The sequence below is a fragment of the Fibrella aquatica genome (assembly GCF_041321135.1).
GTDB classification, from domain to species: domain Bacteria; phylum Bacteroidota; class Bacteroidia; order Cytophagales; family Spirosomataceae; genus Fibrella; species Fibrella aquatica.
On sequence record NZ_JBGGWF010000013.1, the window covers coordinates 14622 to 30048 of the forward strand.

The following is a 15427-nucleotide window of genomic DNA, read 5'->3' on the forward strand; positions in this document are numbered from 1 at the left end:
ATGAAGTCAGCCGTTTCGGTTCAAATTGGTAGCTTTGCCGTCTGCAACGTACCTGATTATGATTACTGAAACTACCTCTCATTATGACCATTTAGAGCAGATGTCGGTCCACGACCTGCTGGTGAATATCAACCGCGAAGATCAGACCGTTCCGCTGGCGGTGGAAAAGGCCATTCCGCAACTCGAAGCGCTGGCTACGCAGGTAACGGCCCGCATGCGCGAAGGCGGTCGGCTGTTCTACATCGGTGCAGGTACGAGCGGTCGGCTAGGAGTGGTGGATGCCTCGGAGTGCCCGCCTACCTACGGCGTGCCACACGATCTGGTGGTGGGACTGATTGCCGGGGGCGATGGAGCCATTCGTAAGGCCGTAGAGTTTGCCGAAGACGATTTTGGGCAAGCCTGGAAAGACCTGCTGGCCTATAAAATCGAAGCCATCGATACCGTAGTAGGCATTGCTGCGTCGGGACGTACCCCATATGTAATCGGTGGCCTGAACGCCGCCCGCGAAGCCGGTTGCCTCACGGGCTGCATTGTCTGTAACCCTGGCTCGGCGGTGGCAGCGGCGGCCGAATTTCCGGTAGAGGTAGTGACCGGTCCTGAATTTGTGACGGGCAGTACACGCATGAAAGCAGGAACGGCGCAGAAGCTGGCCCTCAATATGTTATCGACCACGGTCATGATTCAGTTGGGTCGGGTGAAGGGGAATAAAATGGTCGATATGCAATTGTCGAACATTAAACTCCAACAACGCGCCGCCTACATGGTTATGGACGAGCTAGGTGTCTCGGAAGTCGAAGCCAAAGACCTGCTAAACCGCTTCGGCAACGTTCGCGGAGCGATTGAGAATTTTAAATAGTCTAAAGTTCAATGTCTAAGGTTCAACGTCGCGTTGCTAGTCTGGAAATAGACTAGTTAGCAGAGCAACCTTGAACTTTAGACATTAAACATTGGACCACCTTCTATGAAAGCCATTCAACTACTTGCCCTGAATCAGCCGCTTGCGCTGGTCGACGTACCTGATCCTATACCGGCACATGGTGAGGTGGTTGTCGATGTAAAAGCCGCCGCTCTCAACCATCGCGATGTGTTTGTGCAACAGGGGCTGTATCCCGGCATTGTGTTGCCCGTTTTTCCTGGGTCCGATGGGGCGGGTGTGGTGTCGGCGGTGGGTGAAGGCGTTGACCGTTCGTGGCTAAACCGAGAGGTGATCATTAATCCGGCCTTGAATTGGGGAGCAAACCACGCGGTGAATAGTCCGGCGTTTACCATTCTGGGTATGCCTACCGCAGGTACGTTCGCCGAGAAAATCGTGATTGCGCAGACCAACGTGTATCAAAAGCCTACTCACCTGTCTTTTGAGGAAGCCGCTGCTTTGCCCCTGGCTGGTCTGACTGCTTGGCGTGCGCTGATGTCGCGGGCTGGCCTGAGTCGGCAGCAGCCTGAGCGGGTACTCATTACGGGCGTTGGTGGCGGGGCGGCTCAGTTTGCTCTGCAATTTGCCGTAGCGGCCGGTGCCGAAGTCTGGGTAACGTCGGGTTCCGCAGAAAAGCTGGCGAAGGCAAAAGAACTTGGCGCCAAAGGCGGGGTGAGTTATAAAGAAGCCGATTGGCACAAAACCCTGCTGAAACTGGCTACTAATGGTGATGCCGCCCAAAGCAAGGCGGGCTATTTCGACGTCATTATCGACAGCGCTGCCGGCCCCGATTTCGCCAAACTCACGCAGGTAGCGGCTCCTGCGGGGCGCATTGCTTTTTTCGGTGGAACATCAGGCAAAATCACGGATGTACAGCCGTCGGTTATCTTCTTCAAGCAACTATCTATCTACGGCACCACGATGGGCAATGACAGTGAATTTGCGGATATGTTACGGTTCGTGGAAAAACATCAGCTTCGCCCCGTCATTGATTCAATCCGGCCACTCGCTGAGGCACAGGAAGCCTACGATCGCATGATCGCTGGTCAACAACTTGGTAAGCTGGTGCTGAGAGTTAATTAATTTATTTTCGTGAACGTGCCCAGTGTGCATAACTCAGCCGAGATATGTACACTGGGTACGTTCACGAAAAAGCAGGTTAGTCAGCCTGTTTCTTGCGATTCCAAAAGAAGTAGAAAGGCACGCCTGTGGCCATTAAGCCAAGACCCACCAGGGCCTCTTCGGGGCGGTTGATCAACGTGTTGATGACCAGATAGGCACAGAAGGCGATGAAGAGAGCGGGTACAACAGGGTAGCCAATAACCCGGTAAGGCCGTTCGGCGTTGGGCATCCGGCGACGGAGTACAAAGACCCCTACGGTTGTGGCGCCATAAAAGATGAAGGCCGCGAAAATGAGCATATCGGTTAGCGTATCGAAGGAGCCCGACACGATCATGAGCGTTGTCCAGGCAGCCTGTAGCACCAGCGAACGAGATGGTGTTTGAAACGTAGGGTGCATGTAATCGACCCGGCTGAAAAACTGTCCGTCTTTGGCCATCGCGTAAAACAAGCGCGATGCCATCAGAATGGTGATGCTGCAACAGTTGAAGGTGGTAACCAGCAACAGGCACGAAATAATCAGTGAACCGGCTTTGCCGCCCATCAGGCCCGCCACCGATACCGCCGCAATACTGTTGGGCGTCATTTTCAAGGCCGCAATGTCGGCCACCGGCATCACATACAGATACACGAGGTTCATAAGCAAATACAAGCCCATGATCGATAACGTACCTATGGTCAAGGCCCAGGGTAAATTGCGGGATGGCTTTTCGATTTCGCCACCAATGTAGCCTACCGTGTTCCAGCCTTCGTAGGGCCAGAATGCACTTAAACAAGCCAGCGCCATAGCGCTAACTAGTGATTTGCCAGCCAGTCCCGTATCTACGGGTTGTAGATTTACTACACTGCCCGCGCCCGAAAACAGGCCATATACGATGAAGCCCAGCATCACCGCAATCATGATGGCGGTCAGAAACCGGCTAATAGCTTCGCCGGTACGAAGTCCCCGGATGTTGAACGCCGTTTGTCCCCAAACCAGCAGAATAGCCAGCACTTTCACGCTCAGGTTATCGAACGGGTGAAGGCCTAATACATTTACGTCGGCCCATGAGGTAGGGGTAACTGGCAGTGCTACCAGCGAGTTGACCGATTGGGCAAATACGTAGGCAATAGACGCAATAGATGCCGTGCGGATGACGGCAAAGTTGGTCCAGCCAAACAGGAACGCGAAAAAGCGATTGTAAATAACCCGGAAGTAGACGTATTCCCCACCTTCGCTCGCCAGCATACTCGCCACCTCGGCATTGCTCAACGTACCTGCCAGACTAACCAAACCGGCAATGAGCCACGCGGCCAGTACCAGCGTTGGCGAACCCAGTTCGGCCGCCATCGGGACCACTTTCTTAAAAACCCCCGTTCCGACAACAGAGCTGATTACGAAGATAATGGCCGACAATAAGCCGATTTTAGGCCGGATAGTCGAAGTAGCCGCCGGTTCAGGTGCGGGGGATGAAGAAGTCGTCATGGGTTAAAGATACATGTAGAGACGCCAGATGTTGCGTCTCCTCAGGCGTCAGCAATTTGTCTTGACATAAAAAAAGTGCTGACGCCCGAGGAGACGCAACATCTTGCGTCTCTACATATACCCTATACAGCCCCTAATTCACCGCATGCGAAACGGTTCCTTTCAGATCGTTGATGCTGCTTTTGGCTTTATCCGTCAGATTGTCAGTTAAGCTACTGGCTTTGCTGACCAGGTTATTTTTCAGGCTACTGGCTTTTTGGCGATACTTGGCTTTGGTGTACGCTTTCTCAACCGGGTTCTTCCGGTTCCAGGCCGACAGTAACACCAGACCCGCCACGGCAAGTGCTGCAATGCCCAGACTCATGGCTATGTTGTGCGACTCTTCCTCTTCGTTCCTATCCTTCATGTCGCTCCGGGCCGAACTGGTCACCGCCGAATCGGGCAACAGGTGCGCCATGGCTACTGATGCCTTGTTTGCTACGCCATGCACTACTTTGTCTTTACCGCTCATCAGGGCATCATAGCCTGTTTTGGCTACATCGGCGGCTGGAGTCTCCAGCGCCTTTTCCTGCGCCTTTGTATTCATAGCACCGGCTTTGTTGAAGAAATCGGTGTCGGTAGCGCCGGGCATCAGTACCGTCAGGGTGACGTTTGTGTCTTTGATTTCGTTGCGAAGCGCTTCTGAAAACGAATAAACAAACGATTTGGTAGCCCCGTAAACGGCCATCAGCGGGTTAGGAATAACCGAAGCTACCGAGCCCAGCATCAGGATTTTACCCTCATTACGCTGCACCATATCTTTCAAAAAGAGTTTGGTCAGTTTCACCAGCGCAATCACGTTGATGTGAATGATGTCTACTTCTTTCTGCAAATCAGTTTCGGTCGCAAACATGCCGTATTCACCCATACCGGCATTGTTTACCAGCACATCGACTTTAATGCCCTGCTGTTGTACCTCATCGTATACCTGCTGACCAGCCTGATCGTCGGCCAGGTTTTTGGTGATCAGGGTTGTTTTGATGCCGAACTGGTTTTCGTAGCTCTGAGCGAGCTGTTGCAGGCTATCGTCGCCGCGAGCGACCAGAATAAGGTTATAACCGTCTTTAGCGAAAAGGTTGGCGAGTTCACGGCCAATGCCGCTGGTGGCTCCCGTAATCAGGGCTGTTTTCCCTGAATTGATGCTGTTCTGTGTTTCCATAGTTGAGGTTTATTGATTGCTCACTTAAAACAACAGGCTACACCCGAAAGGGTTTTTTTCAATTATCAATGAACAGTTATCAGTTATCAGTTATCAATGGCGCTGCTGAGGAACGTACCTGAGCAGCGCCACTGATAACTGATAACTGATAACTGATAACTGATAACTGATAACTGTTAACTGTTAACTGTTAACTGTTAACTGATAACTGTTCTCGGATTTTTGCGGCTGTTTCAGCTAGCTCTTCCTGGCTTGGTTTGATTTTATGATTGAAATCCATGTCGGCCATTGAGTTAAGTGGAATCAGATGAACGTGGGCGTGAGGCACTTCGAGACCGATCACGGCCACGCCAATTCGCTTGCATGGCACCGCTTTCTCAATGGCCGGGGCCACTTTTTTTGCAAAGGCCATTAAACCCGCATATAGGTCATCATCGAGGTTGAAAAGATAGTCTACTTCCTGCTTGGGAATCACCAGGGTGTGGCCCAGGGTGGTGGGCATAACATCGAGAAAAGCCAGAAACTGGTCTGTTTCGGCAATTTTATGGGCGGGAATTTCGCCGGCAACAATGCGTGAGAAGATAGAGGCCATTGGGCAGCAGTTTGAGTTTGTAACTGCAAAGATGCGGCAACAATTGTTGGATTTTTGCCAGAATCCTACCGATTCAGTAAGCAACTCGATCTTATGAATTGTTCATTGTGTATTCAACTGTAGTTTTGCCTTTTCCTTTTAACAAACTGACTATGCGACTTCACCGCGAAGGCACTACCATTATGCTGACTACCGCACTGGTATTGCTGGGCCTAAACCTATCTGCTTACTATTTCCTGTTTCGTCAAAATTCTACGGCTATGTGGCTGTTAGGCTTTGTGAGCCTGATGCTGTTCATACTGGTCGTGCAGTTTTTTCGCATTCCCAAACGGGTTCACACACTTGATGAAAAACAGGTAATCGCTCCTGCCGATGGCACCGTAGTGGTTATCGAGGAAACAGTTGAAAGTGAGTATTTTAAAGATAAACGTAAACAGGTGTCGATCTTCATGTCGCCTCTGAACGTACACGTTAACCGGAATCCGCTGTCGGGGATCGTCAGCTATTTTCGCTACTATCCCGGTAAATATCTGGTAGCCTGGCACCCCAAATCGAGCACCGACAATGAGCGGACAACCGTGGTGATCAAGCAGGAAAATGGCGTTGAAGTCTTGATGCGCCAAATTGCCGGTGCCCTGGCGCGGCGTATTATCTGGTACGTAAACGAAGGCGATTCGGTGAAACAAACCGAAGAAATGGGCTTCATCAAGTTCGGCTCACGGGTAGATTTGTATTTGCCGCTGGATGCTAAAATTAACGTAACAATGGGTCAGAAAACCAAGGGCGGTGTAACCGTCGTTGCTGAATTGACGTAATACACTGCTGTAAAAGGGGGTTTAAACATAAAGCACACAGAGGAAGAAACTCTGTGTGCTTTATGTTTAAACCCCCTTTTGTGGCCTGTTCGCAGAGCTGAATAACTCATCTGAACGTTTTTTTTCTGATCAGCTCTTTCACAAAGTCCAACTGACCGTCGGTGTGTTGGAGTAAATCGTCGAGCGTGATAGGTACGTGGTGATCCGGCAAGGTGCCACGGCCCGGCTGACCAGGTTTACCAACGGCATTGGTGTAGTACACCAGCGGCGTGTTGACCAGAATGCCCGAACGAGGCAGACTGAGATTAATGAAACTGCCGCCATTGCCGCCTTCATAAACGCCACACGACTCTTCGCCAACAAACGTACCTATCCGATTGGCGTGGGCTACCGCCAGAAACTCCGACGTTGTGGATGCGCTTTTGCCATCCATCAGAATGTATACCTTACCCTTGAACTGGTTTGGCTTGGGAGCCTGCGGACGTAACTCCCAACTGTCGTCATCGGCTTTCACGGTAAATGTTCCGTCAGTTTCCGCGATAAGCTGTTGCTTGATTTTCTTCAGCTCCTGGGCAGGTACATCTGAAAATCGTAAAAAGTCGGAGCTATCCGTAACCGTATGATGGCGGGTATAGTAGCGCATGGCCGTATCGGATTTCATCAGGTACGTAAACAACTCGACACCCTGAACGTCCCACCCTCCGGGATTGCTTCTGACGTCGACGATCAGGTGCTGGATTTGTTTTTTCTGGATCTCCGCCAGGCTCTTATCCATGAACGTGCGGAAGCGTGCGGCGGCTGTTTCGGCGTCATTCGCTTTCTCGCCGCCGAAGCTATCAAATCGTAGATAAGCCGTTTGTGCGACGTCGGTTGGAAACGACAGCCGCCAGGGATGCGCCGGTTTCTTGCGGTTATACCAGGCCATCATCTGTTTGTTGACCGGGTTTTTCTCCATCATTTTCAGCGCCTGGGAAAACGGTTGCGCTGGTATGTCGATCTGTATAGTATCGTTGGTTAAGCCTTTGAAAGTGAGGCGATACGTATCTGGCTTTTCGATGAACCAATAGTAAAACAAGACAAAGAGCTGCCCCTGCAATGCCGCTTCTTTCGAGGACTGAACGTACCCATCAGTCCAATAATACCGGAACATTGTTTCCCGAATGCTGGCCATGGTGCGGCCATTGATAGCCAGCAGCTCAAAACCAGGCTTGATGGTTTGGTCAGTTGTTCCGTTGAAGAGGACATAAGAGCGGTTCTGAATCGGACACATGAAAAACGGGAGCGTTTTCCAGTTGCTGGCAAATGCCCTCTGCCAGTTTTTGGTGGGTAGTGCATAGGTATGAGCGCACCGAATATCAGCGATCAGCGCCGCTACGATCCGATAAAAATCGTAGAACGGTAGCGGCTGGGTCAGTGTTCGGTCGATGCTGTCCAGCTTGGCCTGCATATTGGCTTTGGGTACGTATCGATACAGGCCGGGGTGCGTTTCTTCGAGCAAACGGCGGAGGTATCGGAAATCATCCTGCATCTCGATTGGTTGCAGGATGCGTGTCAGCAGGGTATCAGTAGGGAGTGGTTTTTGAGCAGCCAGCCGTAGCGGGATCAGAGCCAGCAGAGCAGGTAATACCCAGTGTAGCAGTTTCATATCACGTCGATTTTTTGGGCAAATCAGCACATAATCGATTCATGAGTCTGCTCAATTCCTGATTTGAGAGGAAGTTTTACGGTGTTGACTCAGGTATTCTTTAGGCGAAAGAGACGTCATCTGCTTAAATACACGCTGAAAGGTAGCCTGTGAGTTAAATCCGCAATTGAAGGCAATGCCGGTTATGGTTAGGTGTTCGCTGCCTGGCGTGGCTAGCTGACGCTTCACCGCCTCGACCCGATAGCGATTAATGAAGCTGTTGAAATTGGTTTGTAACTGCTGATTCAGCACCGCTGAAATCAGCTTTGGTGATAGCTGAAGGTGTTTACTCAGTTTATCGACCGTGAGTTCGGGATTCAGGAAAAGCTGGTCTGTTTCCATTGCCTTTGTTAAGGCGACGACCACCTCCGCGACTAGCTCAGGAGGCATGTCTGCGTTTGTTGGTCTGGCGGGTATCGATTCATATTCGAGCCGGTTTCGCAGATAGCCTCGTAGACCCAGCCAATAAATCAGAATGGCAATTGGAATGTAGACGGGGTACCAACCCAGCCGCTCCAGCAACGGTCCTCGCCAGCCCGGAATAAGATAGGGTACCATAAACAGCAGCCAAAGTACCTGAAACACCAGCATCGCACTGACAAACTGCCGTAGCCATCGCAGATTTTGCGCCGTTGTAGAACCCTGCGCCGGTGCTGGCTGCCGGGTCAACAGCCGTTTTGTCAAAATCAGGTAGACGGTGATGGCCAGCCAGCGTGGAATATCGACGTAGGTATTGTATGCCTGCATGCTATGCCCCCACACAGGTCCGTCTTTCTGCTCAAAAAAGCCTAGTAGCTGACCAATAAGAAACGTCCAGCCAATGAGCGGCGCAACCCAGTCGAGTACCACCGGGTAAAAATGCCGCCGTTCAGCAGGTCCTAGCTGAAACGCCGGGTCGAGAACTGACCTGGTGTAGAAGTAGATGAGGGGCCCAAGAGGCATCACCATGAATAGAGGCAGCAAATCGGTGGCCAGACTGACCCAGCGGTTTGTTACCGGAATTCCCATGGCCAGACTCATCAGGGCCAGCAACCCGATCAGAACGCCCAGTAACCGATTCGACAGGCGATTGCCCCTCCGGCTGATCCAGAGCAACGTACCCAGGATGAGTCCCTGTAGTGAGCCGAGCAGCAGAATGAGGTCTAGCGGGGCAATGGTCATACGATAGGAAGCCCCTAACGGCCCAGTTCGTCAATCGGTAGCCATTCTACACATTTTAGGCCTTAGCCACAACCCGAATGCTATTTTTCGCGGTTTCGGCTTTTTCGCGGAGGGCTTCCAGTGACGAGTCCAGAATGGTGATGTGTCCCATTTTGCGGCCGGGGCGGGTTTGCGCTTTTCCGTAGAAAAACGGTGAAACACCCGGCATGGCCAGTAATGTATCAAGCCCTTCGTAATGCGCCGGACCTGTATGGCCGGTTTCGCCCAGTAGGTTCACCATCGCGGCGGGTCCATGAGCTGTTGTGTCGCCAAGCGGTAGGTTCAGGATGGCCCGCCAGTGCTGCTCGAACTGCGACGTGCGGTTAGCCCGAATGGTATGGTGACCACTGTTGTGCGGACGCGGTGCCACTTCGTTGATTAACACGTTGCCCTCTTTATCCAGAAACAATTCAACGGCTAGCAAGCCCACAATACCGTATGCATCGGCTACCTGACGGGCAATGGCCTGCGCCTGTTCTTCTACGTTGGCTGAAATGTCGGCGGGGGCAAAGAGGTACTCGACCAGGTTCAACTCGGGATGAAACACCATCTCCACCGTAGGAAAGGTACGTACCTCGCCGCTGGCGTTGCGGGCTACGATCACGGCCAGTTCTTTCTCGAAATCAACGGCTTTTTCCAGTACACCCTGCGCATCGAACGCCTTGTCGGCATCGGCGGCGGTAGCAATGCGTTGCACACCCCGACCATCGTAGCCATCACGGCCCAGTTTATGGAAAGCGGGCAATAGCTCGGGTTGTTCGGCTACGAGTCGGGCTACGTCGGCGCGATTCTCGGTAAGCACGAAGTCGGCGGTGGGGAGGTTGTGGTCGCGGTAAAACTGCTTCTGGATACGTTTATCCTGAATCTGCCGAATAACTGATGGCTGCGGATACACGCGTTTCCCTTCCCGTTCCAGCGCTTCCAGTGCCTCCACGTTCACTTTCTCAATCTCGATCGTCAGCACATCAACGCCCTGCCCAAACTGGTAAACGGTGTCGTAGTCTGTCAGTAAGCCAACGGTGAATTGTGTACAAAGATCTTTACAGGAAGCCTGCGGGTCAGGGTCAAGACAGTGGATAACGAGGTTCCAGTCAATACCCGCCTGAATGAGCATCAGGCCCAACTGTCCCCCGCCAAGAATACCAATTTTCGTCATAATAAGGGAATGGTACGCGGATTTAAGGGATTCAACGGATCTACCGCAGATTTTTGGACTAAAACAGATTTGCTCTGCTTGCTTATAAATCCGTTTTAATCATAATCCGCGCAAATCGTTTTGAATCCCTAAAATCCGCGTACCATTTTATTTCATTTCAGGTTGTCAATATTGTAATGCAGGCCACGGTTGTCGCGGCGGGCCATGGCCGCTTTGATCACCAGGTACGCTACCTCGATCATGTTGCGAAGTTCGGTAATCGGTACCGAAACCTTCGACTGCCGGTACAACTCTTCATGCTCGATGTAGAGCAGTTCCAAGCGATCCATCGCCCGTTTCAAACGCCGGTTCGAGCGCACAATGCCAACGTAGTTCGACATGATGGCCTCCAGCTCACGCTTAATTTCCGTTACCAGTACAAGCTCTTCCGGGTGTGTGGTGCCGCTATCATCCCAGGCAGGAATGTCTTCGTGAATCGTTGTCTCATCGAACTCGGTAATGGATTTTAAAAATGCGCGGTGACCGAATACAATGGCCTCAAGCAGGGAGTTCGACGCCAGCCGGTTGGCGCCGTGGAGGCCCGTACAGGCACATTCGCCTACTGCGTACAAGTGATGGATGTTTGTACGTCCGAACTCGTCGACCCGCACGCCGCCGCACATGTAATGCTGGGCGGGAACAACGGGGATAAAATCTTTCCGGATATCGAGACCGAGCTTGTCTTTGCAGTAGGCGGTGATGTTCGGGAAATGCTCGATGAACTTCTCGTAATCGCAGTGGGTGACGTCGATGTACACGTGCTGAGAACCCGATTTTTTCATCTCCGAGTCAATAGCGCGGGCCACAATATCACGCGGAGCCAGCGACAGGCGATGGTCGTAATTCTCCATAAAGGTCTCGCCCTTTACATTTTTCAGAATGCCGCCAAAGCCGCGCACCGCTTCCGAAATCAGGAAATTGGGTTTCTTGCCCGGTTCATACAGCGCCGTGGGGTGGAACTGGATAAACTCCATATCCTTACAAATTCCCTTCGACCGGTAGGTCATCGCAATGCCGTCGCCGGTGGCAATGACCGGGTTGGTCGTGTTGGCGTACACCTGCCCAATGCCACCCGTAGCCACCATGGTCGTGCGCGCCAGAAACCGGTCGACCTGCCCCGTGTTGGTGTCGAGCACGTACGCGCCGAAACACTCGTTGTTGCTGTCGTACCGATGAACGGTTTCGCCGAGGTGGTGGCGCGTGATGAGGTCAACGGCGAAGTAGTGCGTGAAAATCTCGATGCTGGTGTACTTCTTCACCGCATCGAGCAGCGCCCGTTCGATTTCGGCGCCGGTTACGTCTTTGAAGTGCAGAATCCGGAAATCGGAGTGCCCGCCTTCTTTAGCCAGATCGTAGTCGCCATCGTCTTCCTTGTCGAATCGCGTGCCGTAGTCAATCAATTCCTGAATACGTTCTGGGGCTTCGCGCACCACGATCTCCACAATTTTAGGGTCGCTCAGATAATCACCCGCCACCATCGTATCATCGATGTGTTTCTCGAACGTATCGTCTTTCGACCATACGCCGGCAATGCCGCCCTGTGCGTATTTGGTGTTGGTTTCGTCGGCCTGCACTTTCGTGATCACACCGATGCGAATAGGCTGCCCTAACTCATCATAATGACGGGCCAGTTTGGTAGCGTAGCTAAGCCCCGCAATGCCGGAGCCGATAATAAGGTAGTCGAATTGATGGGGCATAGGGCACTAGAGTCCAGCGTTTCTTAATCGTTGTTCAATTGTTTTGTCCGTGAGTGTATCAAACTCGCTTTTATCGTAAACAGCAACTAAAAAGACCTCTTCATCAATTATTTTGACACAAGTGATTACTCTGGCTCCTCCGCTTTTACCTTTTTTCTTCGCACGAATGGCAATCCGAACTTTGAAACAATCTTTTCCGAGAGGTTCTCCCTGCTGAGGGTTCTCTTCTAACGAACTGATAAGCGTCTCTAAATCCAGCTTGAACGAGGGATACTTTTTAACTAATTGTTTTACGTCTCGCTTCGCATCTGGGATAATGCTTACGTTAAAGCTCATTTAGAAAATCTCTTGCGGATTGAAGTTTCTTTTCACCTGTCAAGTGCGCTTTAATATCGTCTGCACGACGGTCAAAACTGTCCAGAAATTCACGTTCTTTCTTCTGCTTTGACGTTTCTTTCTCAACGGTCGCCTTGATATTCAATGTCTTGGCCAACTGTTTTATCAAGCGCATTTCCTGATCATTGTGCGGTTGTAAAGTGATCTGCTGCATGGCTTTTGAAATGTCCGTGTCTATTAATTCATGCTACATGTACTCCTTGAAGTCATCAAGGGGCGCGTCGAAATCGTCAGCTATGTATGTCACCAACCCTTTAAGCGTTCCAAATTGACGTGGCTTGTTCTTGGAAGGATTGGTATCTTCTTCAAGAACAGACTGGATACTTTTTCGCTGTTCGGGCAGTAATTTTCGAATCGCCTGTACGAGTTGAGAGAAGCCAATTTGAACGGTCAGTTCCATAGCCTTATTGATTTGTGGTCAGTTACTTGCTCATCTCCAGCATCCGCAGCACTGACGCTTCGGCTTTTACGCGGACGTCTTCAGGTACGTGAATTTCGGGGAGTTCGTAGTACAGCGTATTGTACAGCTTTTCGAGCGTGTTCATCTTCATGTACGGGCACTCCGAGCAGGCGCAGGTATTGTTCTCGTTGGCCGGGGCCGGAATGATCTTCTTGTTCGGAACCGCCTGCCGCATCTTGTGCAGAATACCCGCTTCGGTACCCACGATAAACTCCGTTTCGGGCTGTTCTACCACGTAGTTCAGCAGCGCGGTGGTTGACCCCACAAAGTCGGCATGGATCAGAATGTGTTCCTGACACTCGGGGTGGGCGATAAACTTGGCGTTGGGGTACTTGGCCCGCAGATCGGTCAGCTTTTCCAGCGAAATGTCGATGTGTACGATACAGGCACCGTCCCAAAGTACCATATCGCGGCCTGTTTTTTTCGACACGAAACGGCCCAGGTTAGCGTCGGGCGCGAAGATGATCTTCTGATCGGCGGGCAGGCTCTGCACAATCTTCAGCGCGTTCGACGACGTCACGATGATGTCAGACAGCGCCTTGATCTCGGCCGAACAGTTGATGTACGACAGCACGATATGGTCAGGGTACTGCGCCTTAAATGCAGCGAACTTATCGGCTGGGGCCGAGTCGGCTAGCGAGCAGCCCGCATTCATATCGGGAATAACGACTTTCTTGTGCGGCGACAGAATCTTGGCGGTTTCTCCCATGAAATGCACGCCGCAAAACACGATCATGTCGGCCTCCGTAGCGGCCGCCTGCTGACTCAGACCCAGGCTATCGCCTACAAAATCGGCTAGATCCTGAATGTCTTCGTCGACGTAGTAGTGAGCCAGGATGACGGCGTTTTTCTCCTGCTTCATCCGCCGGATACCGTCGATCAGTTCCTGTTTATCTTTTGGCGCCGACCGGCTCACGTAGCCGATCTGCTTTACTTCTTCTTCAATAGTGAGTGGCATTGTCATGGTCTGACGAGTAATGTATAATGTACAATGAACCGCAACGGCGGACCGTAATGTACAATGTCGCTGCTGCCTAGCTTAATAACGATCGTAGAGCGGCAACGTTTGCGGCATTGTCGAAAATGGCTTTTACGGGAATTGTGAAAGCGGGTAACACAAGGCTAGTTACTGATTGCCCGATTCGGAACGTACCCAGCGCGGCGTATTCCTGTGTGTCGGCATCAATACTGAACGGTTCAATGGTCTGGCGCGTGGGGTCGATGATCCAGTACTCCGTCACGCCATGGGCAGCATAATCTTCAAACTTCACGTTCCTGTCGTTCTTCTTTGTGCTTTCCGATAAGACCTCGACTATAAAGTCTGGGGCCGGATAGTATAGGAGTTCAGGCGTAAGGGTGGCCGATTTTTCAGGACCGAAAAAGCACAAATCGGGTTCGTAGCTATTACGTGTCAATTCAACCAGAGCTTTCTCTACAACGACTATGCCTGCTTCCCGTTGAGTGACAAACGCATTCATTAACGTACCCAGCAGGATCACAACGGCATTATGCCGATGTAACGCCGGTGAATGCACGACGATTTCGCCATTAATGAACTCCGTTTTCATGTCTTCATCCATCCATTCATAGAAAGCACGACGGCGATTCTGTTCTTCATTCAAAATTGCCTGCACCTGTTGGATAATCCGTGGTGCCTGTGATGATTCCAATAATTGAGCAGCGAGTTCGGTCATGGTGGTCACTTCGTTTCAATGATCAATTAACAATTATCAATTAACAATCGCTCCATCTGTCTGTAAGCAAAGGCTCCTACGAATATGCGACCGATCATTGTTAACTGTTAATTGATCATTGTCTAATACGCTTTCAAACTCAAATCCAGACTCTTCACGTGGTGCGTCAGTGCGCCTGATGAGATGTAATCGACGCCGGTTTCGGCGTAGGCGCGGAGGTTGTCCATGTTGATACCGCCGGATGCTTCGGTAATGACCCGCCCGTTGATGAGGCGGACCATATCGCGGAGATCGGCGGGGGCGAAATTGTCGAGTAACATCCGGGTGAGGTGACCAACGGCCAGGGCTTCTTCTACCTCGGCGCGGTTACGAACTTCCACTTCGATGGGCAGACTCCGGCCGGTTTCGGCCAGGTACGTTACTGCCTGCTGAACGGCTTTGGTCAGGCTACCGGCATAATCGACGTGGTTGTCTTTGATCAGGATCATGTCGTACAACCCGAACCGGTGATTGACGCCGCCGCCGATTTTTACGGCCATTTTCTCGCAGATGCGGAAGTTTGGGGTGGTTTTGCGCGTGTCGAGCAGTTTGCAGCGCGTGCCTTCCAGCACCTGTATCATTTTTCGCGTTTGGGTGGCAATGCCGCTCATTCGCTGCATACAGTTCAGCACCAGCCGCTCGGCCGTCAGGATATTACGGGCGTTACCGGCCACTGTCAGTACAATGTCGCCGGGTTTGATGGGGTCACCGTCGCGCATCAGCACATCGACCTGAAAGGCGGGGTCTACTTCGTGAAAAATCGCGAGCGCCACATCGACACCGGCGAGAATGCCGGCTTCTTTCACCAGCAATCGGGCGCGTTTCTGCGCGTCAGCCGGAATGGTACTCAACGAGGTATGGTCGCCATCGCCAACATCTTCGGCCAGTGCCAGGCGTATAAATTCGGGTAGAGTCATGGAAGAAAGTTTGTGGTTTGTCGTCTGTAGTTTGTGGTTGCTC

The 15427-nt window shown here is 51.7% G+C and carries 16 protein-coding genes; 3 read left to right on the forward strand and 13 right to left on the reverse strand.

Features of this window, described 5'->3' with window-relative positions:
- The first annotated feature begins 58 nt into the window (after positions 1-58).
- Entirely contained in the window at positions 59-856 is a 798-nt protein-coding gene (gene murQ, locus ACAW87_RS21900; RefSeq protein WP_370725786.1) for an N-acetylmuramic acid 6-phosphate etherase, read from the forward strand.
- A gap of 105 nt (positions 857-961) precedes the next feature.
- Positions 962-1996, forward strand: a complete 1035-nt coding sequence (locus tag ACAW87_RS21905; protein WP_370725787.1) for a zinc-binding dehydrogenase — start codon at positions 962-964, stop codon at positions 1994-1996.
- 76 nt (positions 1997-2072) lie between these two features.
- On the opposite strand, the gene ACAW87_RS21910 is transcribed toward ACAW87_RS21905, so the two are convergent.
- The 3 genes from ACAW87_RS21910 to ACAW87_RS21920 form a co-directional block, all read right to left on the reverse strand.
- Positions 2073-3497: an APC family permease gene (locus ACAW87_RS21910; RefSeq protein WP_370725788.1), complete on the reverse strand. Its 1425-nt coding sequence runs from the start codon at positions 3495-3497 to the stop codon at positions 2073-2075.
- A 133-nt stretch (positions 3498-3630) separates the two neighbouring features.
- The gene (locus tag ACAW87_RS21915) at positions 3631-4695 is read right to left on the reverse strand and encodes an SDR family NAD(P)-dependent oxidoreductase (protein ID WP_370725789.1); all 1065 of its coding nucleotides are present in this window, start codon (positions 4693-4695) and stop codon (positions 3631-3633) included.
- Positions 4696-4885: 190 nt separating this feature from the next.
- Positions 4886-5287 carry an HIT family protein gene (locus ACAW87_RS21920; protein ID WP_370725790.1) on the reverse strand — a complete coding sequence of 134 codons (402 nt, stop codon included), beginning with the start codon at positions 5285-5287 and terminating at the stop codon, positions 4886-4888.
- 152 nt (positions 5288-5439) lie between these two features.
- Between ACAW87_RS21920 and ACAW87_RS21925 the strand changes: the two genes are divergently transcribed.
- On the forward strand, positions 5440-6102 hold the full coding sequence (locus tag ACAW87_RS21925; RefSeq protein WP_370725791.1) for a phosphatidylserine decarboxylase family protein: 663 nt from the start codon (positions 5440-5442) through the stop codon (positions 6100-6102).
- Positions 6103-6208: 106 nt separating this feature from the next.
- On the opposite strand, the gene ACAW87_RS21930 is transcribed toward ACAW87_RS21925, so the two are convergent.
- The 10 genes from ACAW87_RS21930 to nadC all read right to left on the reverse strand — a co-directional run bounded on the left by ACAW87_RS21930 (position 6209) and on the right by nadC (position 15384).
- Positions 6209-7747 (reverse strand): S41 family peptidase, encoded by a 1539-nt coding sequence (locus ACAW87_RS21930; protein ID WP_370725792.1) that lies wholly within the window; start codon positions 7745-7747, stop codon positions 6209-6211.
- Between the two features lie 51 nt (positions 7748-7798).
- Positions 7799-8947, reverse strand: a complete 1149-nt coding sequence (locus tag ACAW87_RS21935) for a helix-turn-helix transcriptional regulator (RefSeq protein WP_370725793.1) — start codon at positions 8945-8947, stop codon at positions 7799-7801.
- A 55-nt stretch (positions 8948-9002) separates the two neighbouring features.
- Positions 9003-10142 carry a 5-(carboxyamino)imidazole ribonucleotide synthase gene (locus tag ACAW87_RS21940; protein ID WP_370725794.1) on the reverse strand — a complete coding sequence of 380 codons (1140 nt, stop codon included), beginning with the start codon at positions 10140-10142 and terminating at the stop codon, positions 9003-9005.
- 152 nt (positions 10143-10294) lie between these two features.
- Positions 10295-11878, reverse strand: a complete 1584-nt coding sequence (gene nadB / locus ACAW87_RS21945) for an L-aspartate oxidase (protein WP_370725795.1) — start codon at positions 11876-11878, stop codon at positions 10295-10297.
- A 6-nt stretch (positions 11879-11884) separates the two neighbouring features.
- Positions 11885-12214 carry a hypothetical protein gene (locus ACAW87_RS21950; protein WP_370725796.1) on the reverse strand — a complete coding sequence of 110 codons (330 nt, stop codon included), beginning with the start codon at positions 12212-12214 and terminating at the stop codon, positions 11885-11887.
- Positions 12204-12428 (reverse strand): hypothetical protein, encoded by a 225-nt coding sequence (locus ACAW87_RS21955; protein ID WP_370725797.1) that lies wholly within the window; start codon positions 12426-12428, stop codon positions 12204-12206. The genes ACAW87_RS21950 and ACAW87_RS21955 overlap by 11 nt, the downstream gene beginning before the upstream one ends.
- Before the next feature lie 33 nt (positions 12429-12461).
- Positions 12462-12674 carry a DUF2281 domain-containing protein gene (locus ACAW87_RS21960; protein WP_370725798.1) on the reverse strand — a complete coding sequence of 71 codons (213 nt, stop codon included), beginning with the start codon at positions 12672-12674 and terminating at the stop codon, positions 12462-12464.
- A gap of 22 nt (positions 12675-12696) precedes the next feature.
- Positions 12697-13698 carry a quinolinate synthase NadA gene (nadA, locus tag ACAW87_RS21965; RefSeq protein ID WP_370725799.1) on the reverse strand — a complete coding sequence of 334 codons (1002 nt, stop codon included), beginning with the start codon at positions 13696-13698 and terminating at the stop codon, positions 12697-12699.
- A gap of 70 nt (positions 13699-13768) precedes the next feature.
- Positions 13769-14428 carry a Uma2 family endonuclease gene (locus tag ACAW87_RS21970; RefSeq protein WP_370725800.1) on the reverse strand — a complete coding sequence of 220 codons (660 nt, stop codon included), beginning with the start codon at positions 14426-14428 and terminating at the stop codon, positions 13769-13771.
- 122 nt (positions 14429-14550) lie between these two features.
- Positions 14551-15384 carry a carboxylating nicotinate-nucleotide diphosphorylase gene (gene nadC / locus ACAW87_RS21975; RefSeq protein ID WP_370725801.1) on the reverse strand — a complete coding sequence of 278 codons (834 nt, stop codon included), beginning with the start codon at positions 15382-15384 and terminating at the stop codon, positions 14551-14553.
- Positions 15385-15427 lie beyond the last annotated feature (43 nt).

Excerpts from the sequence above, each read along its gene's own strand:
- murQ (WP_370725786.1), top strand. The coding sequence starts at position 59 with ATGATTACTGAAACTACCTCTCATTATGACCATTTAGAGCAGATGTCG.
- ACAW87_RS21905 (WP_370725787.1), top strand. The coding sequence starts at position 962 with ATGAAAGCCATTCAACTACTTGCCCTGAATCAGCCGCTTGCGCTGGTC.
- ACAW87_RS21910 (WP_370725788.1), bottom strand. The coding sequence starts at position 3,497 with ATGACGACTTCTTCATCCCCCGCACCTGAACCGGCGGCTACTTCGACT.
- ACAW87_RS21915 (WP_370725789.1), bottom strand. The coding sequence starts at position 4,695 with ATGGAAACACAGAACAGCATCAATTCAGGGAAAACAGCCCTGATTACG.
- ACAW87_RS21920 (WP_370725790.1), bottom strand. The coding sequence starts at position 5,287 with ATGGCCTCTATCTTCTCACGCATTGTTGCCGGCGAAATTCCCGCCCAT.
- ACAW87_RS21925 (WP_370725791.1), top strand. The coding sequence starts at position 5,440 with ATGCGACTTCACCGCGAAGGCACTACCATTATGCTGACTACCGCACTG.
- ACAW87_RS21930 (WP_370725792.1), bottom strand. The coding sequence starts at position 7,747 with ATGAAACTGCTACACTGGGTATTACCTGCTCTGCTGGCTCTGATCCCG.
- ACAW87_RS21935 (WP_370725793.1), bottom strand. The coding sequence starts at position 8,947 with ATGACCATTGCCCCGCTAGACCTCATTCTGCTGCTCGGCTCACTACAG.
- ACAW87_RS21940 (WP_370725794.1), bottom strand. The coding sequence starts at position 10,142 with ATGACGAAAATTGGTATTCTTGGCGGGGGACAGTTGGGCCTGATGCTC.
- nadB (WP_370725795.1), bottom strand. The coding sequence starts at position 11,878 with ATGCCCCATCAATTCGACTACCTTATTATCGGCTCCGGCATTGCGGGG.
- ACAW87_RS21950 (WP_370725796.1), bottom strand. The coding sequence starts at position 12,214 with ATGAGCTTTAACGTAAGCATTATCCCAGATGCGAAGCGAGACGTAAAA.
- ACAW87_RS21955 (WP_370725797.1), bottom strand. The coding sequence starts at position 12,428 with ATGCAGCAGATCACTTTACAACCGCACAATGATCAGGAAATGCGCTTG.
- ACAW87_RS21960 (WP_370725798.1), bottom strand. The coding sequence starts at position 12,674 with ATGGAACTGACCGTTCAAATTGGCTTCTCTCAACTCGTACAGGCGATT.
- nadA (WP_370725799.1), bottom strand. The coding sequence starts at position 13,698 with ATGACAATGCCACTCACTATTGAAGAAGAAGTAAAGCAGATCGGCTAC.
- ACAW87_RS21970 (WP_370725800.1), bottom strand. The coding sequence starts at position 14,428 with ATGACCGAACTCGCTGCTCAATTATTGGAATCATCACAGGCACCACGG.
- nadC (WP_370725801.1), bottom strand. The coding sequence starts at position 15,384 with ATGACTCTACCCGAATTTATACGCCTGGCACTGGCCGAAGATGTTGGC.